The sequence below is a fragment of the Jeotgalicoccus coquinae genome, from assembly GCF_014207425.1.
Lineage (GTDB): Bacteria > Bacillota > Bacilli > Staphylococcales > Salinicoccaceae > Jeotgalicoccus > Jeotgalicoccus coquinae.
In genome coordinates, this window is sequence record NZ_JACHFF010000002.1 from 49,270 (window position 1) to 71,859 (window position 22,590).

The window sequence follows — 22,590 nt, forward strand, 5'->3', positions numbered from 1 at the left end:
CCTTACTATTTATTATTCTTTGTAGGAAGAACTTCTCCACGGTAGATCCATACCTTGACACCTAACTTACCGTAAGTTGTGTCTGCTTCTTCATGAGCATAATCGATGTCTGCACGAAGTGTATGAAGTGGAACTGTTCCTTCACTGTAACCTTCAGCACGAGCGATATCCGCACCGCCTAAACGTCCTGATACTTGTGTTTTAATACCTTTAGCGCCTGATTTCATAGCTCTTTGAAGCGCTTGTTTTTGTGCTCTACGGAAAGATACACGGTTTTCTAACTGACGTGCAATATTTTCTGCTACAAGTTTAGCATCCATATCTACTTTCTTAATTTCAATCACGTTGATATGAACTTTCTTCCCAGTCAAGTTAGTAAGTGCTGTACGAAGTTTGTTGATTTCGCTACCGCCTTTACCAATTACCATACCTGGTTTACCTGTGTGCAGTGCAATGTTTACACGGTTTGCTGCACGCTCAATTTCCACTTTTGAAATTGAAGCATCTTTAAGATTAGTCTCGATATATTTACGAACTTTTAAGTCTTCGTGTAAAAGGCTGGCAAAGTTTTTGTCTGCATACCATTTTGCTTCCCAGTCACGAATGACACCTACACGAAACCCAATTGGATTTATCTTTTGGCCCAAGTTAATTCCCTCCTTATATAATTAAGCGTTCTCTGTTTCTTGGTTTTCTTCAGTTTCTGCTTCTTTTGCGTATTCTTCAACAACTACTGTGATGTGGCTGGTACGCTTGTTGATTTTCGTAGCACGGCCTTGAGCACGTGGACGGAATCTTTTCAGCGTTGGACCTTCGTCTGCATAAATTTCTGAAATATACAGGTTATCGATATCCATATCGTAGTTGTGTTCTGCGTTAGCAACTGCAGATTTAACTAATTTCTCCACTACCGGTGAAGATCTCTTGTTTGTAAGTTTTAGAATTGAAATCGCTTCTCCAACTTCTTTACCTCTCACAAGGTCAAGAATAAGGCGTACTTTACGCGGAGCGATTCTCACAGTTTTAGCAATAGCTTTCGATTGCATGAGTCTTTCCTCCTTTATCGCATATGGTTAGTTATTTATCTTTTTGTTTTCTGATCGTTTCCGTGACCTCTGAACGTTCTTGTAGGTGCAAATTCACCAAGTTTGTGGCCAACCATATCTTCTGTGATGTACACAGGTACATGTTTGCGTCCGTCGTATACAGCGATTGTGTGTCCGATGAAATTCGGGAAAACCGTTGAACGGCGTGACCATGTTTTAATTACACTTTTTTTGTTACCTTCGTTCTGAGCCTCTACTTTTTTCATGAGGTGATCGTCGACGAAAGGTCCTTTTTTAAGACTGCGTGCCATGTAGGCGCCTCCTTCCAATAATGCGTGCGGATTTTATCCGCACACTCACATTACTTATTTCTTACGTCCTCTTACTATGAACTTAGTTGAACGGTTTTTACCTCTGCGAGTTTTCTTCCCAAGAGTTGGTTTACCCCAAGGTGAAACTGGTGATGGACGTCCGATAGGAGCTTTACCTTCACCACCACCGTGTGGGTGGTCGTTAGGGTTCATTACTGAACCACGTACAGTAGGGCGTTTACCTTTCCATCTAGAACGTCCGGCTTTACCAATGTTGATAAGTTCGTGCTGCTCGTTACCAACTTGACCGATTGTCGCTCTACATGTAAGAAGAACCATACGTACTTCACCGGAAGCTAATCTTACCAGTGCGTATTTACCTTCTTTACCTAATAACTGTGCGCTTGTACCTGCTGAACGTGAAAGCTGTCCGCCGGCACCTGGTTTTAATTCGATGTTGTGGATTGTAGTACCAACCGGGATGTCGTTTAGTGTTAATGCGTTCCCTACTTTGATATCTGCTTCAGGTCCACTCATAACTACTGTTCCAACTGTCATGCCTTTAGGTGCTAAGATATATTTCTTCTCACCATCTGCATATGATACTAACGCGATGTTAGCTGAACGGTTTGGATCGTACTCAATAGTTTTAACTGTTGCAGGAATCCCATCTTTATTACGTTTGAAGTCAATAATTCTGTATTGACGTTTATGTCCACCTGCTTGGTGACGTACAGTGATTTTACCCTGGTTGTTACGTCCCGCTTTTTTCGGCAGCGGCGCTAGTAATGAACGTTCCGGAGTTGATGAAGTGATTTCAGCAAAATCCGAACCGGTCATATTACGGCGACCATTCGTGGTAGGCTTATATTTCTTAATTGCCATCCTCGTTATACCTCCTTATTGGTATCTCTTTATAATTAGAAGATTTCGATTGAACCTTCTTTAAGTTTTACAATCGCTTTTCTTCTTCTGTTTGTATAGCCTTCGTAACGACCCATGCGTTTTTTCTTAGGCTTAACATTCATAATGTTTACTTTATCTACTTTAACGTCGAAAATTTCTTCAACTGCGTGTTTGACTTGAGTTTTGTTCGCTCTCACATCTACATCAAATGTGTATTTGTCTTCTGACATTAAGTCAGCAGAACGCTCAGTGATTACTGGGCGCTTGATAATGTCGCGTGCATCCATTATACAAGTACCTCCTCTGCTTTTTTGATTGCTCCCTCAGTGAAGATCACATGGTTAGCAGAAAGGATATCTAGTACGTTAAGACCAGCCGGAGTCAACACTGTAACACCTGGGATGTTACGCGCTGATTTCTCAACAACTTCGTCTTTATTTTCAAGTACAAGAAGTACTTTCTTAGCTGCACCAAGATTTCCAAGTACTGTTAAGAACTCTTTAGTTTTCGGTGCTTCCATTTCAAGGTGGTCAATCACTTGTAGTACTTCTTCATTTACTTTCGCTGAAAGTGCTGAACGAAGTGCTAACTTTCTCATTTTCTTCGGCATGCTGAAACTGTATGATCTTGTAGTTGGTCCGAATACGACACCGCCTCCACGGAACTGTGGTGCACGGATTGTACCCTGACGAGCATTACCTGTACCTTTTTGTTTGAACGGTTTTCTTCCTCCACCGCGTACAGCTGAACGGTTCTTAACTGCGTGGTTTCCTTGACGAAGAGACGCGCGCTGTAATTGAACCGCTTCAAATAGTACATGCTGGTTCGGTTCGATTCCGAAAATGTCCTGGTTTAATTCGATAGAACTTACTTTAGTTCCTTCTTTTGATAAAACATCGATTGCCATGTGTTTATCCTCCCTTCCTTATTACTTGTTACCTTTTTTAATTGATGATGAAATTTTTACAAAACCTTTTTTAGGTCCTGGTACGTTCCCTTTAATAAGAACAACATTTTTGTCTGCGTCAACACGAACGATTTCTAAGTTCTGCATAGTAATCGTTTTCCCACCCATTTGTCCAGGTAATTTTTTACCTTTGAAAACTCGTGACGGGCTCGCTGCCATAGCCATGGCACCTGAACCTCTGTGGTAACGTGAACCGTGTGTCATTGGTCCGCGGCTGAAATTGTGACGCTTGATAGAACCCTGGAAACCTTTACCTTTAGAAGTTCCTGTTACGTCTACAAAATCTCCTGCAGCAAATGTATCTACAGTGACTTCTTGACCTACGTCAAATTCCTCTGTGTTAACGTTTCTGAATTCGCGTATGAAGCGCTTAGGAGCAGCACCAGATGCTTTTGCATGGCCTGCCTCTGCTTTGTTGGCATATTTGTTACTTCTGCCTTTTGCGTTATAATCGCGCTTGTCATCAAATCCGATTTGAATCGCGTTATATCCGTCTGTTTCTTCTGTTTTCTTCTGAACTACTACGTTACCCGCAGCTTCAACTACTGTTACAGGGATTAATTCTCCGTTTTCACCGAAAACTTGAGTCATCCCAATTTTTCTACCTAAGATTCCTTTGGTCATCGAAAGTCGCACCTCCTATAATTTATAACTTGATTTCGATGTCTACGCCTGATGGTAAGTTTAAGCCCATTAGAGCATCAACTGTTTTAGGTGTAGGGTTTAAAATGTCGATAAGACGTTTGTGTGTACGCTGTTCAAACTGTTCACGTGAATCTTTGTATTTGTGCACCGCACGAATAACTGTGTAAATAGTTTTCTCAGTCGGTAACGGAATTGGTCCCGATACATCTGCACCTGAACGTTTTGCCGTCTCAACGATTTTTTCTGCTGATTGATCCAGCACTCTGTGGTCGTATGCTTTTAAGCGAATACGGATTTTTTGCTTTGCCATTATTTATACCTCCTTATGGTCGTCATCCTATTAATGGTAGACTATCTCGGCGAAAATTTTCTTGTCACATCTGCCATGGCAATGCGGCCGGGTGTGTCAGTAACCTCTCGCGTCATCGATGTGTGATGTGCATAGGAACAGCACTTCACGTATACAGGACACAACTGTGCCCGCTTAAGTCCAACGTTAGATATGATACAGTAAAAGAGTGAAGAAATCAATAGGTTACTAAAGATTTCTTCACTCTTTTTTAAATTTCCTGCGTTTTCTTCTATATATACACGATGTTGAATATTAATTAATGAAAATGAAGTATAAAATGAACACTATGAATAGTCCATACATCATAGGATTAATTTCTTTTCTTCTGCCCGCCATAATCATCGTAATCGGATAGAAAATAAATCCGACAGCAATACCTGTTGCGATACTGTACGTGAGCGGCATCATAAACACCGTCAGAAATGCAGGTACTGCAACTTCAAATCTGCCCCATGTAATCTTCGATAAGTTCGAGGCCATTAAAATTCCTACTATTATAAGTGCAGGTGCTGTGACTTCCGATGTAAATGTAACAATCAGCGGCGAGAAGAATATCGCAGCCAGGAATAACACACCCGTAACGACAGATGCAAACCCGCTTCTTGCCCCCGCAGCTACACCCGCAGTGGACTCTACATACGATGTTGTCGTAGATGTTCCGAAGATTGCCCCTGTAATCGTCGCAAAGGCATCGGCAAGCAGCGCTTTACCCGCGCGCGGGAGTTTGTTGTCTTTAATAAGGTTGGCCTGTGACGCTACCCCTACAAGTGTTCCTGCTGTGTCAAAGAAATCTACAAACAGGAATGTCAGTACTACAATCAGAAACTGAACATTAAAGATGGTATCAAAATCTGTCAGCCCTTCGAATGCTGCGCCGAATGTCGGTGCAACGCTCGGTACCGAACCGACGATTGCCGACGGCATCGGTACAATACCTGTCAGAATACCGATTACTGCTGTAGCGATCATACCGATAAAGATAGCAGCCGGTACTTTTTTAGTCATTAATATTACTGTAATTACAAGTCCCGCAAATGTCAGCAGCACACCGCCGCTCTGAACGTTGCCGAGACTGATTAATGTTGCTTCGTCTCCTGTAATAATTCCCGAAGACTGAAGTCCGACGAATGTAATGAAGAATCCGATACCGGCGCTGACCGCCATTTTCATCTCCATCGGTATAGCATTAATTATGTATTCACGAAGTCCTGTAAGCGTCAGAATTACGAATATCACACCCGAGAACAGTACGCCTGTCAGTGCAGTCTGCCATGGAATACCCATTGTCAGTACTACTGTAAAAGCGAAGAATGCGTTCAGTCCCATACCCGGCGCAAGTGCAATCGGGTACTTCGCGATAATCCCCATAAACAGACAGCCGACAAATGCAGCTAAACACGTTGCAACGAAGACAGCATTGATATCCATCTTCATCTCGTCGGGAACACCCTCTACTCCCTGCAGTGATAAAATCGAAGGGTTAACCGCAAGAATATAAGCCATCGACAGAAATGTCGTCAGACCGCCGATAATTTCTTTCTTAAAATTAGTATCAAGTTCATCGAATCCAAAAAACTTTTTCATAACTAGCTCCAATCAGATTATGATTATTTAAATTGTATGATCTTCGGATCATTGTAGCCGATAAAACGGATGAGCAGTTCTCTCGTATAGGGAAAGAACATCTCTATTATCCTGCCGTAAAACAGGACTATTAATATCGTACCGATAAACACCGGCCCGCCGAGGATAACCCCGAACACAGTAACTATAAGTTCCATTAAGAAACGCGCTCTTGCCATTCTTAAATTGAACTTAACAACCAGAACCAGCATTAAAGAATCTCTCGGACCTGCGCCGAGATTCGGAGTCATATAAAATGCGGACCCGAATGCTGCGATGAAGACACCGATCGTAAAATAGACAGCCTGTGCCGGCCAGTTTTCGACATCCGGCAGCAGCCAGACAAAGAAGTCGATAAATGCACCGATGGTTAAGAGGTTAACGTATACCCCGCCTTTAGGCAGTGCTTTGACCATAAGCGAAGTGGCTATTACAATACCGATGCCGAGAATGACCGCCCAGCTCCCGAACGTCAGTCCGACAGACTGCCACAGACCGAAATGCAGTACATCCCACGGGGCAAGCCCCATAACAAAACCTTTAACCTGCATCGCAACGCCGATTGACATTATGATTAAACCCACGAAGTAAAACAGGCAGCGTTTGACAAAGCTACGCGACACACTATCACTCCTATATAATAAGTATAAAGCTTTACCAGTTGGTTTTAATCTCAAATACAAGTATATTATACACTTATTTTCACATAAATCTACGCTAAATCCGTACATTTTCATTTTTTTAGGCTTTATTGTTTGTCTAAAAATTATTGCTTTCTCTTCACAATTAAAACAGCACATTTATGATATGATATTAGTTAAGTTTAGGTGGTGGTAAAAATGGATTTGGAAAGCAAATTACAGGAATTAAAATACGAATATGTACACCTCCAGGGTGATTTGGAAAAAATCGAGTCCACCGGTCATCCAACGTCAAAAATGACCGACAGGCTTCACGAGCTTGAACAGCAGATTAAAGAAGTACGCCAGGAACTAAAAAATAGGTAATTTCAGGACGTGTATACAATGAAAAGAATGATTTCCCTAATTATGATCATTCAATTTTTAATATATTTCGGGTTCAGTATGATCATTCCGGTCATTCCCGAACTCGTTAATCAGCTCGGTGTCAATACGATACATATGGGGCTGCTGCTTGCGGTATACTCACTCGCAAGCTTTCTGTCAGCGCCGTTCTTCGGACGGCTGTCGGATAAAGTCGGCAGAAGGCCGCTTCTCCTCGGGGGACTCGCCACCTTCGCTTTCAGCTTTTTAATATTCGGGCTGTTTATAGATAATCTGACTGTATTGTATATAAGCAGAATTATCGGAGGTGCCGCTTCAGGTGCACTGTATACTGCAACGACAAGTATGGTCGCGGATATTACAACACGTGAAGAGCGTACGAAATATATGGGACTTGTCGGCATGTGTGTCGGCCTCGGTTTTATTTTCGGGCCGGGTGTCGGAGGAATACTTGCAGGCATCTCACTCAGCTTCGCTTACTATATGACGACAATCGTTATTACAGCTGCGCTGATTTTCAGTTTCTTCAAAGTAAGTGAAACTTACCGTCAGTCGACAGCGCAGACGCCGAAGAAAATTACGCTTGCTGCCGACTACTTCACACAGCCGATCGGCATTCTAATGGTTGGAACGTTTTTTGTAATGTTCTTCATGAGCGGAATGGAAAGTACTTTCCAGCTGCTTGGACAGGACCGCATTAATATTACTCCGACTGAAATGGGTGTACTGTTTTTCATCGGCGGAATATTTAACGCGCTGACTCAGGGAGTCTATATAAGGAAACTTAAAGACGGCCAGGAGAAAAAAGCAATGGTTGCCGGACAGATTATGGCAGTCGTCGCATTTATCATGCTGCCGTTTATGACCGGACTTGTATACGCGGGAATATGTATCGTCCTCCTGATGACAGGTAACGCTCTTGCGAAAACATTAATGACATCACAGATTACAAAAGAAGCAGCTTCCCACGATATGGGACGCGTTACAGCAACAACATATTCTCTCGACAGCCTCGGAAGAATATGCGGACCGCTTATATTTAATGCGCTGTTCCTAATATCTGCCGGGCTGCCGTTTTACTTCGGTGCGCTGATGACCGTGCTGTCGACACACTTTATATTCCAATATTACAGAAAACGAGGGAGAGTCGCATGACATTATTAACACTCCTCATGCTTTTAATTTATATCGTTATCAGTGCTGCTACTATTTTAAATATGCGGTCACGTATTCTTGATGCGGCCCGTTATATTTCCGGTGCTGCATTTTTACTGATGACAATCACATTCAGCTTGTCACTGACAAGTCCTGATCTGTTTATCGTGCTGGCTCTTGCACTGTGCATTGTGCTGTCAGTTGAAATTACTGCTTTCAAAGAATCAAAAGGCGACCGTGCCAACTTATTTTTAGTGCACGCATTTACGCTGACAATGGCACTTGTACTTATTATATTTCTGATCACGCTGTAAGGAGATGTGGACATGAGACGTGTTATTTTAATATTGCTGATGTTAATACAGATATTGTTCTTTATAAACTATACGATTAACGACGGCATTATCTTCTACAACATCTATATATGGTTCACTCTCGCAGCGCTGGCGATTATTACGGGTATCCGGGCTTTCCGCTCGGAACCACATTTAAATGAAAGCCGTCACATGCATTCTTATTTTTCACTCGCACTGATTATCGTCTCCTGTGCGTCCGTGCTGTTCATATTGTATATCGCAATTATGCAGCCTTATTATTTATAAGCATTAAAAAGCCATCCGGTTGATCCGGATGGCTTTTTAATGCTGTTATCTTTTAATAATTTTATTCAGTTTCATCTTACTCTTTTGAAACAGAGGGAACATAACTTCCGCCATCGTGTATAGCGGACGGTTTGTAACGTAATCAAACTCACCGATTTTATCGGACACTTCCGTCCCCCATACTTTCTTAAACTGCCATAAGCCAAAATGTTCATGTTCTTTATCCGGATCTACCGACACACCGCCAAAATCATATGACTCTGCACCGTGCTCACGTGCATATTGCATCATATGCCACTGCATATGGTGGTTCGGCAGAAATTCCCTGAAATCATTTGATGATGCACCGTATAAATAATATGACTTATGACCGGACTGTGCGTATAACGCACCCGATAAAAGTACACCGTCAGGATGAGTTCGCTTAATTTCGTTCATATTCTCGAGCTGCGCCCGTACTTTCACCATACGATTGTTTAAGTTGTCGAACTGGTTCTGTTTTTTCTTTTCATCTTTAATCTTTTCCGCTTTACGGATATCTTCATTTATTTTTTCTATATCGCTCTCTAAAGATGCAGCAGCTTCCTCAGGTATCAGTTTGACCATGAACAGTTCCATATGCCCTTCCGGGTTCAGGTTATCGTAGAGCGATTCAAAGTAAGTAATATCTCTCGTCAGGAAGCCGTCGCGTTCTCCCGTTTCTTTCATAAGCTTAACAAAATCCGGCAGCTCTTCGCGTCCTGCTTTGTAAACTGTTGTACCTGCACGGAGAGAGTTGCGGACTTTCGTACGGTTGTTTCTTTCAAAGCTTTGAAGAAGTGCTTTATCATCAACACTGACATCCGTCACCATCGTCGTACGCGGCTGAATTACGTCTTTACTCATACCGTCTGTCAGACCGTGATGCCTAAAGCCTAACGACTTAAGATATTCGATTGTTTTCTCATTGCCTTCAGCAGGAATATCCGGATCGATTTTAATCGTATACGACTTTTCATCCGCCGCTATTTTCTTCGTTTCATTAAGAAGTGCTTCCACGACTTCTCTGTCCTCGTAATCGCAGACGAAACCGCGCGATGCATAACACATCGTAAAAAATGTTTTCGGCACTTTTTTAAACAGCAGCATTGCAGTTCCTTCGACCTTGCCATCACGTCCGACAGCAATGCGTCTCCAGTACCATCCCGTCAGTTCTTTTGAACCTGCCCACGACGAGAGCTGCAGCAGATCTCCCGATGGATGCGACATTACGAATTCATCGTGCATTTTATCTGTAATATTCAGTAATTCAACCATAGTTTCTCACCAATCATTTCTTTATTATTTCTGATATAATAAATCCCCAAAGGGAGCGTGCAAAAATGAAACAGATTATATTAATTTTATTTGCAGCATTTAACATTTACAACGTAATAAATATTTCAACAGCCTACCAGCATGACGATCTTATTGCCCTGCTCAGTACAAGAATTATTTTCATGGCAATCTCAATCATTCTGTCTGTATTATTCCTAATTTCCGGTTCAACGAAAAGCACTAAAATATTAGCGGCGGTGACAATTGTAACCGGCCTTGCCCACTTCATTGCCATCTTGTTAGTTTACATTTAATTTCTACAATATTGTAGCATATTTCTTTAGACAGTTCTTTTTAAACTATCTGTGATGGGAGTAGATATAAATGAGAGATCTCGGAATATATTTCGGTACATTCGCTCCGTGCCACGTCGGTCATTTCGAGCAAATCGTCAGAGCGAAAAGAGAAAACAGACATGCAGTCGTAATTATAAGCGGTTACGACGGTGACCGCGGGGATTCAATCGGCATGAATCTGGAGCATCGTGCCCGGGCAATGCGCCAGCTGCTGAGAAACGACAGCAACGTCTCGATTCTTGAACTCAATGAAACAGATATCCCGCGTTATCCGGCAGGCTGGACTCCGTGGCTTGAAATGCTCGAAAGACTTGTGCGCCAGACGAAAGAATCGCTGGATTTTGATGTGAAAAGTACAACGTTTTATATGGGGGAAAATGAATATCTCGAACCTCTTGAAAGCTACTTTACTGAGAAGTGGCCGGACATCGATATTCATATGACGATGGTCGACAGAAAGATTCTCGGTATCAGCGGCACTGAAATAAGAGAGATGCCCATTTTAAACTGGGATTATGTCACACGTCCGTTCCGCCGCTTCTTCGTACAGAACGTACTCGTTACCGGTTCGCCGAACAGCGGCAAGTCGATGCTTATCGAAGACCTGGCCCGCAGATATTCCACGAGTTACTCTGTTGAATATGCTGAAGAGTATTTCGAGGAGCACCAGCTGAAATCGCCTGACCTCGATGCGAAAGATTACCATGCAATCGGTATCGGTCAGTTCGAGCTGAACCGCCGCCATATTCATTCCAATGCAACACGCAAAGTCTTTTTCGCAGACACTGATGTGCTTTATTCAAAAATTCATAATATGCTGGCCAGTCACGACGGCCGGGAATATGTAAATCAAATCTTTGAACATTATATACATCTACAGTCCTGGAGCCTGATTCTGATTATGCCTCCGGCTGACGATGCATCCGATTACGATAAAGAGTTTTACAGTCTGCTCCTTCAGCAGCTGGAATACTATAATTTAATGAAGAACGCAGTCTTTTTACATGATACATACCTGCATAACTACAACCGTGCCCACGCGCTTATTGATGAAATTTTAGATGAAGGAAAAGATAACTGAATTTAATGATATTTCTGTTATAATGTAATTTACTATTCGTTTATACAGGAGGAATCGCTATGCAAGAAGAATTACTGCTTACACCGGGACCGACACCAGTTGCCCGACGCACGTATCAAGCTATGTCCCAAGGTATTTTCGGTCACAGAACCAGCCGCTTCAAAGAAATGTCGGCAGGTATCCAGAAGAAACTCCAGCCGTTATTCGGCACGGATAATCCTGTTGCTGTTCTGACTTCATCCGGAACCAGCGCTCTTGAATCTGCTATGGTTAACCTCGTTGATGACGGTGATACTGTCGTTTTAATCGTCAGCGGAGTATTCGGCGGAAAGTTCGCGGATATTGCCGGACGCTACGACCTGAATGTTCACGTCTATGCTGTGACATGGGGAGAAGCTGCTGATCCAAAATCATTCGGGGAATACCTTAACGGGCTCGATAATGTTACCGCAGTATTTACCCAGGCATGTGAAACCTCAACGTCAGTTCTTCACCCGCTGTCCGAACTGGCAGACGTCGTTCATAACTATAATGAAGAAACACTATTTATCGTCGATGCAGTAAGTGCTCTTGGCGGAGCCGATATGAACATGACACGCGATAACATTGACTGCATCGTTTCAGGCAGTCAGAAAGCACTCATGCTGCCTCCGGGACTTGCATTCGTCGCTGTAAATGACAGAGCGCTGAATAAAGTACACAGCCTCGGAAACAGAAGATACTATCTCGATTTAAGAATGTACTTTAAATCACTGGAAGTGGATTACACACCGCAGACACCTGCTGTCACTCTGTACCAGGGTCTCGATGATGTTTTAAACATGATACATGAAGAAACAATTGAAGAAGTATTTGCACGTCATAAAAAAATGCAGAACATGCTCCGTCGCGGTATCGAGGCACTTGAACTTGAACTGTTTGTTAAAGAAGATGCTGCATCACCGACAGTAACTGCAGTCACATCGACACCTGAGGAAATCGCGCATATTAAAAATACGCTTGAAAAAGATTATCACATCTCTGTTGCAGGCGGCCAGAAGGATCTTGCAGGAAAGATTATCCGCATCGGCCACATGGGCTTTATGTTCCCGAAAGATATGCTGGCCATTTTAAGTGCCCTGGAAGACATTCTAAGCAAGCTGCGCAATAAAAATTACTACGGCAAGGCTTTAACTGCCGCTCAGGAGAGTTTATATGACAAAGCATAAAGTGATCGTACTCGACCCTGTCAGCCAGGATGGCATACAGGCAATAATTGATAATGATAACTTCAGCGTTACGCGCCAGGAAGGTTTGTCGGAATCTCAGATTATCGATATCATTCATGATTTCGATGCTGTGATTGTCCGCAGCCAGACTACAATTACAGAACGTATTATCCAGCATGCAAAAAAACTTAAGATGATTGCCCGTGCAGGTGTCGGTGTCGATAATATCAATATCGAGGCCGCAACAAAACACGGTGTTATCGTCGTCAACGCACCGGAAGGAAATACTATTTCGGCGACAGAGCATACGATGGCGATGATGCTGACAATGGCACGCGACATTCCGGAAGCATATAAAGAACTGACAGCCGGAGAATGGAACCGCGGCGCTCATAAAGGTGTTGAGCTTTACGGAAAAACTCTCGGTATTATCGGAGCAGGAAAAATCGGCTTCGGTGTTGCACGCCGCGCCAAGAGCTTCGGCATGAAGATTGTCGCATTCGATCCTTACTTATCGGACGAAAAGGCCCGCGACAATGAAATCGTTAAAATGGAAGTGGATGAAGTCGCAGCAGCAGCAGATTTCATTACTGTACATACACCGCTTACTCCACAGACGAAAGGTATCGTCGGTGCTGATTTCTTTAAGAAATGTAAAAAAGAAGGCGTCTATCTGATCAACGTTGCACGCGGCGGTATTATCGATGAAGATGACTTACTCGAAGCACTGGATGCAGGAATCGTTAAAGGTGCAGCACTCGACGTGTTCGTTACAGAGCCGCCGGAAAACACTGCTCTCCTGACACACCGCCGCACTGTTGTGACACCTCATCTTGGTGCATCTACAGCAGAAGCACAGGAAAAAGTTGCTGTCAGTGTAGCGAAAGAAATTATCGAGTACTTCGAAGATAACAAAATTACTCATGCGGTCAACGCACCGCGTGTCAGCGATTCTGTTGCCGAAGAGTTAAAACCGTATATGTCTATCGTGGAACATTTGGGACAGTTCGGTATTCAGCTTCTTCAAAATCCCCCGCAGGAAGTTAAGATTAAATACCACGGCGATATCGCAGTTGACGATACGAGCATCTTAACGCGGACGTTTGTTACCAATATGCTGAAACCGCACTTTGGTGACGAAGTAAATATTATCAATGCTCTTTACTATTTAAATGAACGCGATGTCACTTATAAAGTTGAGAAGAAAGCAAAAGCTGACGGCTATACGAACTATCTCGAAGTCGAACTGATCAACGAAAACGAGCACGTTACACTCGGCGCATCCACGATTCCGGGATACGGCGAACGTCTCGTTAAAATCAATGAGTATCCAATCGACTTCAGACCTGAAGAAAATATACTCATTATCGAGCATACTGACCGTCCGGGCATCATCGGAGAACTTGGTGCACTGCTTGGCGAAGATTCAGTGAACATTGCTTCCATGCAGCTCGCGCGCCTGTCTAAAGAGGGCGATGCAATGGTTCTCTTCACATTAGACAACCAGGTTGATGAATCAACACACGAGAAAATTAAAGACGTAATGAACATCCATAAAGTTCATACGATTACTCTTGGATAAAAATAAAGAACCCGTATACGGGCTCCTCGGGCGAGGAGTCAGTGTACGGGTTCTATTTGTGTATATTAAAATTCTATTTAATAAGCTGCTCTACAAGTTCCGGCACTCCGAGCACATCTTTCAGCATCTGTTCTCCCGGCACATCCAGTTCCTCAAACGTACTGATAATGTCATCACCCGTCAGTCCCGTCAGCGTCGCAATAAATGTCGCTCCGATTTTATCCGCACAGTAAAAGTCTGCTACGGAATCCCCGACGATAAAAATCTGTTCACTGCTTTCGTTTCTGCCGTTTACCGCTGCATCAAACAGTGCATCATTTTGCACATACAGGCTCCATAAATAACTGAACGGGTGAGGTTTTGTCAGCGCATGCCGGGCATTGCTGCGGCCTTCAGCATCCATAACCTCAGTCGCTGTTGAAATACGCCGTTCATCGAACTCCTCAAGCAGTCCGTCTTCTTCAAACGGCAGGAGGGTTTCCTGTCTCGGTCTGCCCGTCGCTACACCTATCGTATATCCTTTATCTTTCAGACTGTTAAGCATCTCTTTAATTGCCGATGTTTCAACAATCCATTCCTCATCGTAAATAAATCCTGTTTTCCCGAGTTCTTCTGCCGCTCTGCCAGTATCAGCTTCAACAAGTTCACTGCCTAAATACCATTCCTGATATTTATAGTGACCCTGTTCCCAAATCGGCCCGTACATTCTGAAGACATTAGGATCTTTCAGATTTTGAAGTGTTCCTGCGTGTTCGATTAATGCACTGTAGATTTCGTCTTTAGTGAAACTTTCCCGGGAAATAAATTCAAGCACCGCTTCCGGGTTTACTGTTACTTCACCAAGCATATCCCCTACTTCATTCAGGTTCGTCACATCCACATCAGCCAGGTTTAATTTCTCCTGCTTCAGTATGTCTATGTACAATATCGCGAACGTGATAAACAGCATATCCCAGTTGGAATTCAAACCTGCTTCTTTAAAACGTTTAAGTACGCGGTCATCAGCAAAAATTGTGCTGCGGATTCTACTGATTTCTTCATTTGTATAATCCGTTCTGAACTTGCGCCCATCCAGATTTAAATAACGCGGACTGTACAGTAATTCCTCTACTGTCAGTGCAGATACATCAAAACATCTCTCTTCACTTAAGAACACACCGTCAACATCAAACAGAATCGTTGTCATGAGAACACTCCAGTAAATTTTTATATATTGCCAGTTTCTCACACCGTTTTCATCTTGTCGAGTATTTATACAAATTTTCAGGCAACTTGAACTTTTTCGCCATAAATGAATAATGTGTTTTAAATTGCGGTAATTTGTAATATGATAAATAATAGATTGTAAATCTATTGCTTAGTTGATTAAGGAAAAGTAAAGTTTGTAAATTAAATATTATATGGAGGACTCTTTATGTCTCTTAGTCCAATGGAAGTTATCTTCATGTTCGTCGGAGGACTTGGTATCTTCCTGTACGGTATTAAACAGATGGGTGACGGCCTGCAGGCAGCTGCCGGCGACCGTTTACGGGATATTTTAAACCGTATGACATCCAACCCTGTCAGAGGTGTTATTGCCGGTATTCTAGTTACAGTTTTAATCCAGAGCAGCTCGGGCGCTACTGCAATTACTATCGGTTTAGTAAGTGCAGGTTTCCTGTCACTCAGACAGGCAATCGGTGTTATTTTAGGTGCCAACATCGGTACTACGGTTACAGCATTTATAATTGGTCTGGACATCGGTGCGTATTCTCTGCCGATTCTCGCTGTAGGTTCATTTATGCTGTTCTTCTTCAAAGCCAACCAGATTGTTAACGTTGGTAGAGTTCTTTTCGGATTCGGGGCGTTATTTTACGGTCTCGAATTAATGGGTGACGGTGTAGGACCGCTTGCCGATTTAGAGTATTTCCAAAATATGATGCTCGTAATGAGTGATAATTCATTCCTTGGACTCGCCGTCGGTATTATCCTGACAGTTATTGTGCAAAGTTCGAGTGCGACTATCGCTATACTTCAGAATTTCTATGCCAACGGCATGGTTGATCTGCAGGCAGCATTACCGATTCTGCTCGGCGACAATATCGGTACAACGATTACTGCGGTATTAGCAGCGCTTGCCGGTTCAATTGCCGCTAAACGTGCAGCACTGGTGCACGTTACATTTAACATCATTGGTGCAACAATATTTATGATACTAATGCCTTTATTCATAGTATATGTCGGCTACCTTGAAGAAGCTCTCAGTCTGAATAAACCGATGACTATCGCTTTCGCACACGGTTCTTATAACATCATTAACACACTGATTCATCTGCCGTTCGTCGGCGCGCTTGCATGGCTGGTTGTTAAAATTGTCCCCGGCCGTGATTTCTCTGAAGATTTCACGCCGAAACATTTAGACCCGCTCTTATTAAAACAGTCACCTTCAATTGCAATTCAGGGTGCACAGAACGAAGTTAAAAACCTTGGCGAACTTGTTCTGAGTACATTACAAGATGCACGTCAGTACAGCGATAAGCAGGATGCCAAACTCTTCAAGCAGATCGAAGATAAAGTGAATGTTTCTGCTACGCTTCAGGATGCCATCCGCGCATATCTGCTCGATGCATCGAAACATGAAATTTCACAAGATGACACTGAACGTGTCAGCACGCTGCTTGAAGTATCCCGTATACTTCTTAAAGTAAGCTCACAGGCTAAAAACCTTGCTGATCAGTATCACCACAAGTACGAAAACAACATTCAATTGTCAGACGAAGCTAAAGAAGGTCTGGAAGATCTGTACAGACACGTCTACGAATCGTTCACGATGTCACTTGAGACACTTGATGTTTATAATCCTCAAGCGCTTGATCAGGTTATCCGACTCAGCCAGAAATCTCACAGAATTGAAAACAAACTCCGTAAAGAACACATTAAGCGTCTTTCAAGAGGCGAATGTTCAACGGACGGCGGTTCACTTTATGTTGAACTGATCAGTAATCTGGAACGTATCGGCTATAACGCACGAAACATTACAGAGACAAACTTAAATAATGCATCATCAGATGACTTCAGTGATGAATTCACTGTTTACGACTGATAATATAAAAAGCTCCGGGAAATTATTCCCGGAGCTTTTTTGTATTAATATTTATCCATGTAGTGATTAAGTTCCCACTCAGAAACAGCTGCGCGGTAGTCTTCCCACTCCAGCATTTTGTGTTCGTAAAATGCTTTGAAAATGTGGCTGCCAAGCGCTTCTTTTGAAAGTTCACTGTCACGCAGTACTTTTAAGGCGTTATACAATGTCGACGGCAGGTCTTCCACGCCGTGTGCAATACGCTCTTCTCTCGTCAGTTCATACAGGTTTAAATCGATTGATTCCTGCAGCTCAAGCTTGTTTTTAATGCCATCCAGCCCGGCTTTTAAAATGACTGCCAGTGCCAGATACGGATTCGCTGATGGATCGACAGAACGAACTTCCACACGTGTTGATAATCCGCGTGAAGAAGGGATTCTCATCAATGGCGAGCGGTTCTTTTTACTCCAGGCGATGTAACTTGGTGCTTCGTAACCCGGCACCAGACGCTTATACGAGTTCACCAGCGGATTCGTTACCGCAGTAAAGCCGCGGACGTGTTTTAGTACACCTGCCATAAAGTATTTCATATCCTCACTTAAGCCATCTTCTGCAGACTCATCAAAGAATGCATTTTCTTTTCCTTTAAAGAGCGATACGTTAAAGTGCATGCCGTTGCCGTTAATGCCAAACAGCGGTTTCGGCATAAATGTTGCATGCAGATTATGTTTTCTTGCAACTGTTTTCACGATGAGTTTAAATGTCTGAATGCTGTCGCATGCAGTGACTGCATCTGCATATTTAAAATCAATTTCATGCTGTCCTTCAGCCACTTCGTGGTGTGATGCTTCAATATCAAAACCCATGTCTTCAAGTTCAATAACAATTTCCCGTCGGCAGTTTTCGCCTGTATCAGTCGGCGCCAAATCAAAATATCCGCCCTGGTCATTTAAGACAGTAGTCGGTTTGCCCCGCTCATCCAGTTTGAACAGAAAGAATTCGGGCTCCGGTCCAAGATTGAAAGAAGTATAGCCCATCTCTTCCATTTCTTTCAGAACATTTTTCAGGTTCGTTCTGGGGTCTCCTTCAAATGGTGTACCGTCAATTTTGTAAACGTCGCAAATCAGACGTGCCACTTTGTCGCCGCGTGATGTTGACCATGGAAAGACTGTCCACGTGTTTAAATCCGGAACAAGATACATATCCGATTCTTCAATGCGCGTAAATCCTTCAATTGAAGAACCGTCAAACATCATTTGTCCGTCGAGCGCTTTATCAAGCTGACTGAAAGGGACTTCCACATTTTTAATCGTGCCGAGAATATCCGAAAACTGCAGACGGATAAACCTTACGTTCTGTTCCTGTGCAATACTGATAATTTTTTCTCTGGTTAAACTTTCCATGACCCACGCCCTTAATCTTTATTTATAATACTGATGCTGAAAAACTCATGTAAGAATATTACCACACGCATATTTCACACGCAATCGGGAATTTTCTTAAAATTAAAAAAGGTGGAGATCCGCTACTTGGATCTCCACCTTTTAAAGCTTAAAAGACACTAATGATATTCATAATAAAGACGAACAGAATAATTGCCGGCAGAATAAATCTGAGCATAAATATCCACGCTTTAAATATCATAAATGAACTGGTGTTTTTCTCAACATTAAGCTGCTCCATCGTAATACGCTTATCTAAAATATAGCCGACAAAAATAGATGAGAACAATGCACCGGCAGGAAGGAGTATGTTCGATACGAGGAAGTCCACGTTATCGAATATCGTTCCCGCGAAGAATTGAACGTCGTTCAGTACACCTTCTGATAATGCGGAAGGAATACCGATTGCAAAAATAATAATTGCATAAATGTAAGTTGTTTTTTTACGTTTCGACTGATTTCCTTTAACCGTGTTGGCAACGTTAATTTCAATCATAGAGAATGCGGATGTCAGCGTTGCAAATAAGAATGCAAGCAGGAACATCAGATAGAACACAATTCCAAACGGTATGGCGTTAAAAATTTCAGGCAGGACGATAAATACAAGTCCCGGTCCTTCAACACTCTGCATGCCGAATGAAGCAATTGCCGGGAAAATCGCAAGTCCGACCATGACAGAAACTGCGATGTTCATCAGTACAATATACGCAGCTGATCTCGGCAGATTCTGATCCGGTTTTAAGTATGATGCGTAAGTCATCATCTGCGTAATACCGACACTCAGCGCAAAGAACGACTGTCCGAGGGCGAACATTATTCCGTTTGCACTGAGCTCGCTGAAATCAGGTGTCAGGAAGTACTTAACCCCTTCAAATGAATTCGGCAGTGACAGTGAGCGGATAATAATGAATAAGAACAAAATGAACAGCATCGGCATCATAATCTTAGATGCACGTTCCAGTCCTTTTTGAATCCCCTGGGCAACGACAAATGCCGTGATAAATATAAATACACCCTGGGCAGCAATAACGTATACAGGGTTTGTAATAATATCCCCGAGCATTGTCGTATAATCATTCACTGTATAAAGATTAAACAGATCCATAAGGGCAATCAGCAGATAAATTAATATCCATCCCCCGATTACACTGTAAAATGACAGGAGCAGCATTGTTCCGAAGTGTCCAATCCAGCCGAATAGTCTTAAGCTTTTCTTACCGCTTAAGAATTCAAAACCGTCGATTGGATTTCGTCCGGATGCACGTCCAATTACAAACTCACTGATTAAAAGCGGCAAACCTATAAGAATAGTAAATAATAGGAAAACGAATAGAAAAGCTCCGCCGCCGTGTTCAGCAGTCATGTAAGGAAAGCGCCATACTGCTCCGAGGCCTATAGCAGAACCTGCTGCAGCCAGGATAAAACCTAATTTGGAATTCCAGTTATTTTCGGACAAAGTATTACCTCTTTTCAATCATCAATGTTGGTAGTTTACCACACTAAAGCGGATTTTTATACACAAAAAACCGGAAGAGCGGACTCTGCCGGTTTTTCATTATAATATTCTGATTCTTAGTTAGGGTTATCTTCCAGCTCAGGAATAGATTTCTCTAAATACTGACGGTCTTTATTTGCATTAAAGTGGTCAGCTTTTTCCATCTTGACTGAAGTAACGTAGTCGGGCATTTCTACGAAGTTTTCGTAAATACCTTTCTCTACAAGGAAGTTACCTTCAGGGAACTGAACACCAATGTTGCCGTCTTTAATTGCTGCATACTTAACGAAGCCCTGGAATACACCGTTCTTGTTGTAAAGAACAACCGCTTCACCATCTTCAAGACCTTCACGGCGTGCATCCTGCTCACTTACAAGCACATCGTAGCGGCCCATCTGGTTGAATGCATCCTGATCTCCATAAATCATCGCGTTGAACTGCTTACCGCGTCTCATCAGAAGTTTGAATTCTCCGGCCTTCTTATTGTTGTCCGGAATATCCATAGTAATCAGGTTGGCACGGCCATCCGGTGTCGGACATACGCCGCCTTCACATAACCATGCTCCGCCGTACTGATAAACGTCGCCCGCTTTCTTCAGGTGCTGAACACCGTCGTACTGCGGGTTAGCTTTCGCAATTTCGTCGCGAATCTGCTGTCCTGACTGGAAATCGATTAAATGAGACTCTTCAGGTTTCACACGTTTCGCAAGATCGACATAAATCTGCCACTCACTGCGTGCTTCGGCAATACGATTGCGGTTTCCTTCAATTTCAGGTGAGAAGTAAATCATTCTCTCTGTAGAAGTTGAAAGTCCGCCGCCGTCCTGCTCGTAACGAGTTTTCGCGGGAAGCACTACGACAGTTTCTTTCGCATCAAGCAATGTTGATGTATTTAAAATAATATCCTGGTGAACACGGATATCGAGATTTTGCAGTGCATCTCTTACGAAGTCGGGATCCGGCATCGTTTCAAGGAAGTTACCGCCGGACATGTAGTAAAGTTTAAGCTTTCTTTCATTGTCTTCCGGCAGCATTGCGTTCTCAATAGTTACACCGACAGTATCTCCAGGCCACTGCGGAAGTTTGAAGTTCCAAAGATCTTCGATACGCGGACGGTTTTCGTCGTTGTAATCTCCGCCCGGCAGTGAAAACGGATCTGCACCCATTTCGCCTGAACCCTGTACTGAAGAGTGTCCGCGTAATGGCATAAGTCCTTTGTTCTTACCGCCTAACCAGCCGCGCAGTAACGCGAGGTTGGATACTTGTGAAATGTTGTCTGTTGCGTGTTTGTGCATTGTTAAACCGAGAGCCCAGACCATAACGCCTGTCTTCGCTTCAGCAAGGCTGTTTGATAATTCAATAATACGTTCTTTATCGATACCCGAAGACTGCACGATTTCTTCCCAGCTCTGAGATTGAACGTTTTCTTTAAGGTCTTCGTAGTGGTTAACATGTTCGTTAACGAACTCATGGTTAATTGCAGCACCTTCATTCTGCTCTTCAAGATCGAACCAGTGCTTCATTACACCGTGCATTAACGCAATGTCGCCGCCGATGTTTACTTCGTAGAATTCGTCTGCAAGTTCAGTACCGAAAAGTGCTGACTCAACTACTGAAGGTACCCAGTAGTTTTCCATTGCAGGTTCTCTGTAAGGGTTAATAACGATAATCTTCGTACCGCGTTTTTTAGCTTCCATCATGTATTTAGTAGAAACCGGTGATGCGTTTGAGGCAACACTTCCCCAGAATACCAATACATCTGTGCCTAGCCAGTCCTGGTAATTACAAGTTGAAGCCCCTACACCCACTGAGCGTTTCATCGCTGATTTACTCGGCGAGTGACAGATACGTGATGCGTTATCGATATGGTTTGTTTCAAGGTAACGTGCAACTTTCGCTGCAACATAATAAGATTCATTCGTAATACCGCGGCTTGTTAAGTAGAATGCATACTGTTTCGGATCAAGAACTTTCATCTTGTCCGCAATCGTATTCATTGCTTCGTCCCACGATACTCTGATGAATTTGCGATCGCCTTTACGGCGGATCATCGGATACGGAATACGGCCAAGTTCGCGCAGCTCAGTGCTGTCCATCTTGCGTAATTCATCAATATCCTGATGTAAAATTTCCGGTTTAATCGGAGGTGCTGTATTTAATCTCAGTACGTTAAAACGTGTTGTACACATATGCGGACCGTTTAAAGTCTGGTCCTGGAGGCCTGATACACCAAGCGCACAGCCGTCACAAACACCTTTTAATATAATGTTTTTTGCGTAATTTAAATTGTCTCTGTTTTTCCAGACGATTTTAGCAGTATCTCTCATGTGATGAGGTTTTACTTTTGTTAAACCGAATGGCACAGGACTTACCCACAATTTCGGATCCCACTTTTTAGTCTTATTAATTGGACCCGGATGAAGAGTTTTACCCATGT

The 22,590-nt window shown here is 43.0% G+C and carries 24 protein-coding genes; 9 read left to right on the plus strand and 15 right to left on the minus strand.

Going from position 1 to position 22,590, the window contains the following annotated elements; genetic code table 11:
• Positions 1-5: 5 nt before the first annotated feature.
• From rpsC to HNR41_RS06815, 10 genes are all read right to left on the minus strand, one after another.
• Complete coding sequence (gene rpsC / locus HNR41_RS06770) at positions 6-647, minus strand: 30S ribosomal protein S3 (protein WP_184283027.1); 642 nt, start codon at positions 645-647, stop codon at positions 6-8.
• Positions 648-668: 21 nt separating this feature from the next.
• The gene (rplV, locus tag HNR41_RS06775; protein WP_184283029.1) at positions 669-1,046 is read right to left on the minus strand and encodes a 50S ribosomal protein L22; all 378 of its coding nucleotides are present in this window, start codon (positions 1,044-1,046) and stop codon (positions 669-671) included.
• A 35-nt stretch (positions 1,047-1,081) separates the two neighbouring features.
• Positions 1,082-1,357 carry a 30S ribosomal protein S19 gene (gene rpsS / locus HNR41_RS06780; protein ID WP_184283031.1) on the minus strand — a complete coding sequence of 92 codons (276 nt, stop codon included), beginning with the start codon at positions 1,355-1,357 and terminating at the stop codon, positions 1,082-1,084.
• Positions 1,358-1,411: 54 nt separating this feature from the next.
• Complete coding sequence (gene rplB, locus HNR41_RS06785) at positions 1,412-2,242, minus strand: 50S ribosomal protein L2 (protein WP_184283033.1); 831 nt, start codon at positions 2,240-2,242, stop codon at positions 1,412-1,414.
• 35 nt (positions 2,243-2,277) lie between these two features.
• The gene (gene rplW, locus HNR41_RS06790) at positions 2,278-2,550 is read right to left on the minus strand and encodes a 50S ribosomal protein L23 (RefSeq protein WP_184283035.1); all 273 of its coding nucleotides are present in this window, start codon (positions 2,548-2,550) and stop codon (positions 2,278-2,280) included.
• Positions 2,550-3,170 carry a 50S ribosomal protein L4 gene (gene rplD, locus HNR41_RS06795; protein WP_184283037.1) on the minus strand — a complete coding sequence of 207 codons (621 nt, stop codon included), beginning with the start codon at positions 3,168-3,170 and terminating at the stop codon, positions 2,550-2,552. The genes rplW and rplD overlap by 1 nt, the downstream gene beginning before the upstream one ends.
• Before the next feature lie 21 nt (positions 3,171-3,191).
• Positions 3,192-3,854 carry a 50S ribosomal protein L3 gene (gene rplC / locus HNR41_RS06800; protein ID WP_184283039.1) on the minus strand — a complete coding sequence of 221 codons (663 nt, stop codon included), beginning with the start codon at positions 3,852-3,854 and terminating at the stop codon, positions 3,192-3,194.
• A gap of 22 nt (positions 3,855-3,876) precedes the next feature.
• Entirely contained in the window at positions 3,877-4,185 is a 309-nt protein-coding gene (rpsJ, locus tag HNR41_RS06805; RefSeq protein WP_026859110.1) for a 30S ribosomal protein S10, read from the minus strand.
• 294 nt (positions 4,186-4,479) lie between these two features.
• Positions 4,480-5,811: an NCS2 family permease gene (locus HNR41_RS06810; RefSeq protein ID WP_184283041.1), complete on the minus strand. Its 1,332-nt coding sequence runs from the start codon at positions 5,809-5,811 to the stop codon at positions 4,480-4,482.
• Positions 5,812-5,834: 23 nt separating this feature from the next.
• Positions 5,835-6,473: a YczE/YyaS/YitT family protein gene (locus HNR41_RS06815; protein ID WP_184283043.1), complete on the minus strand. Its 639-nt coding sequence runs from the start codon at positions 6,471-6,473 to the stop codon at positions 5,835-5,837.
• Between the two features lie 216 nt (positions 6,474-6,689).
• On the opposite strand from HNR41_RS06815, the gene HNR41_RS06820 reads away from it, so the two are divergent.
• From HNR41_RS06820 to HNR41_RS06835, 4 genes are read left to right on the plus strand one after another with little or no spacing between them, the layout of a single operon-like run.
• Positions 6,690-6,857 carry an SE1832 family protein gene (locus tag HNR41_RS06820; protein WP_184283045.1) on the plus strand — a complete coding sequence of 56 codons (168 nt, stop codon included), beginning with the start codon at positions 6,690-6,692 and terminating at the stop codon, positions 6,855-6,857.
• Positions 6,858-6,875: 18 nt separating this feature from the next.
• The gene (locus tag HNR41_RS06825; RefSeq protein ID WP_184283047.1) at positions 6,876-8,030 is read left to right on the plus strand and encodes an MFS transporter; all 1,155 of its coding nucleotides are present in this window, start codon (positions 6,876-6,878) and stop codon (positions 8,028-8,030) included.
• Complete coding sequence (gene mspA / locus HNR41_RS06830) at positions 8,027-8,344, plus strand: membrane stabilizing protein MspA (protein ID WP_184283050.1); 318 nt, start codon at positions 8,027-8,029, stop codon at positions 8,342-8,344. The genes HNR41_RS06825 and mspA overlap by 4 nt, the downstream gene beginning before the upstream one ends.
• A gap of 12 nt (positions 8,345-8,356) precedes the next feature.
• Complete coding sequence (locus HNR41_RS06835) at positions 8,357-8,632, plus strand: hypothetical protein (protein ID WP_035809734.1); 276 nt, start codon at positions 8,357-8,359, stop codon at positions 8,630-8,632.
• Between the two features lie 45 nt (positions 8,633-8,677).
• Here the strand turns inward: HNR41_RS06835 and HNR41_RS06840 are convergent, their stop codons facing one another.
• The gene (locus HNR41_RS06840; protein WP_184283052.1) at positions 8,678-9,928 is read right to left on the minus strand and encodes a lipid II:glycine glycyltransferase FemX; all 1,251 of its coding nucleotides are present in this window, start codon (positions 9,926-9,928) and stop codon (positions 8,678-8,680) included.
• A 65-nt stretch (positions 9,929-9,993) separates the two neighbouring features.
• Between HNR41_RS06840 and HNR41_RS06845 the strand changes: the two genes are divergently transcribed.
• The 4 genes from HNR41_RS06845 to serA all read left to right on the plus strand — a co-directional run bounded on the left by HNR41_RS06845 (position 9,994) and on the right by serA (position 14,155).
• A complete protein-coding gene (locus tag HNR41_RS06845; protein ID WP_184283054.1) occupies positions 9,994-10,242 on the plus strand; it encodes a hypothetical protein in 249 nt (82 codons plus the stop codon).
• Positions 10,243-10,312: 70 nt separating this feature from the next.
• Positions 10,313-11,365, plus strand: a complete 1,053-nt coding sequence (locus HNR41_RS06850) for an AAA family ATPase (protein WP_184283056.1) — start codon at positions 10,313-10,315, stop codon at positions 11,363-11,365.
• Between the two features lie 59 nt (positions 11,366-11,424).
• On the plus strand, positions 11,425-12,573 hold the full coding sequence (locus HNR41_RS06855) for a pyridoxal-phosphate-dependent aminotransferase family protein (RefSeq protein ID WP_184283058.1): 1,149 nt from the start codon (positions 11,425-11,427) through the stop codon (positions 12,571-12,573).
• Positions 12,560-14,155 carry a phosphoglycerate dehydrogenase gene (serA, locus tag HNR41_RS06860; protein WP_184283060.1) on the plus strand — a complete coding sequence of 532 codons (1,596 nt, stop codon included), beginning with the start codon at positions 12,560-12,562 and terminating at the stop codon, positions 14,153-14,155. The genes HNR41_RS06855 and serA overlap by 14 nt, the downstream gene beginning before the upstream one ends.
• A 73-nt stretch (positions 14,156-14,228) precedes the next feature.
• Here serA and HNR41_RS06865 read toward each other — a convergent pair whose 3' ends face one another.
• Positions 14,229-15,341: an HAD family hydrolase gene (locus tag HNR41_RS06865; protein WP_184283062.1), complete on the minus strand. Its 1,113-nt coding sequence runs from the start codon at positions 15,339-15,341 to the stop codon at positions 14,229-14,231.
• A gap of 228 nt (positions 15,342-15,569) precedes the next feature.
• Here HNR41_RS06865 and HNR41_RS06870 point away from each other — a divergent pair, with 228 nt between their 5' ends.
• Positions 15,570-17,237 (plus strand): Na/Pi cotransporter family protein, encoded by a 1,668-nt coding sequence (locus HNR41_RS06870; RefSeq protein WP_184283065.1) that lies wholly within the window; start codon positions 15,570-15,572, stop codon positions 17,235-17,237.
• A 44-nt stretch (positions 17,238-17,281) separates the two neighbouring features.
• Here the strand turns inward: HNR41_RS06870 and HNR41_RS06875 are convergent, their stop codons facing one another.
• The 3 genes from HNR41_RS06875 to HNR41_RS06885 form a co-directional block, all read right to left on the minus strand.
• Positions 17,282-18,619: a glutamine synthetase family protein gene (locus HNR41_RS06875; protein ID WP_184283067.1), complete on the minus strand. Its 1,338-nt coding sequence runs from the start codon at positions 18,617-18,619 to the stop codon at positions 17,282-17,284.
• Positions 18,620-18,767: 148 nt separating this feature from the next.
• Positions 18,768-20,114 (minus strand): sodium-dependent transporter, encoded by a 1,347-nt coding sequence (locus tag HNR41_RS06880; RefSeq protein WP_184283069.1) that lies wholly within the window; start codon positions 20,112-20,114, stop codon positions 18,768-18,770.
• 116 nt (positions 20,115-20,230) lie between these two features.
• On the minus strand, positions 20,231-22,588 hold the full coding sequence (locus HNR41_RS06885) for an FdhF/YdeP family oxidoreductase (RefSeq protein WP_184283071.1): 2,358 nt from the start codon (positions 22,586-22,588) through the stop codon (positions 20,231-20,233).
• Positions 22,589-22,590 lie beyond the last annotated feature (2 nt).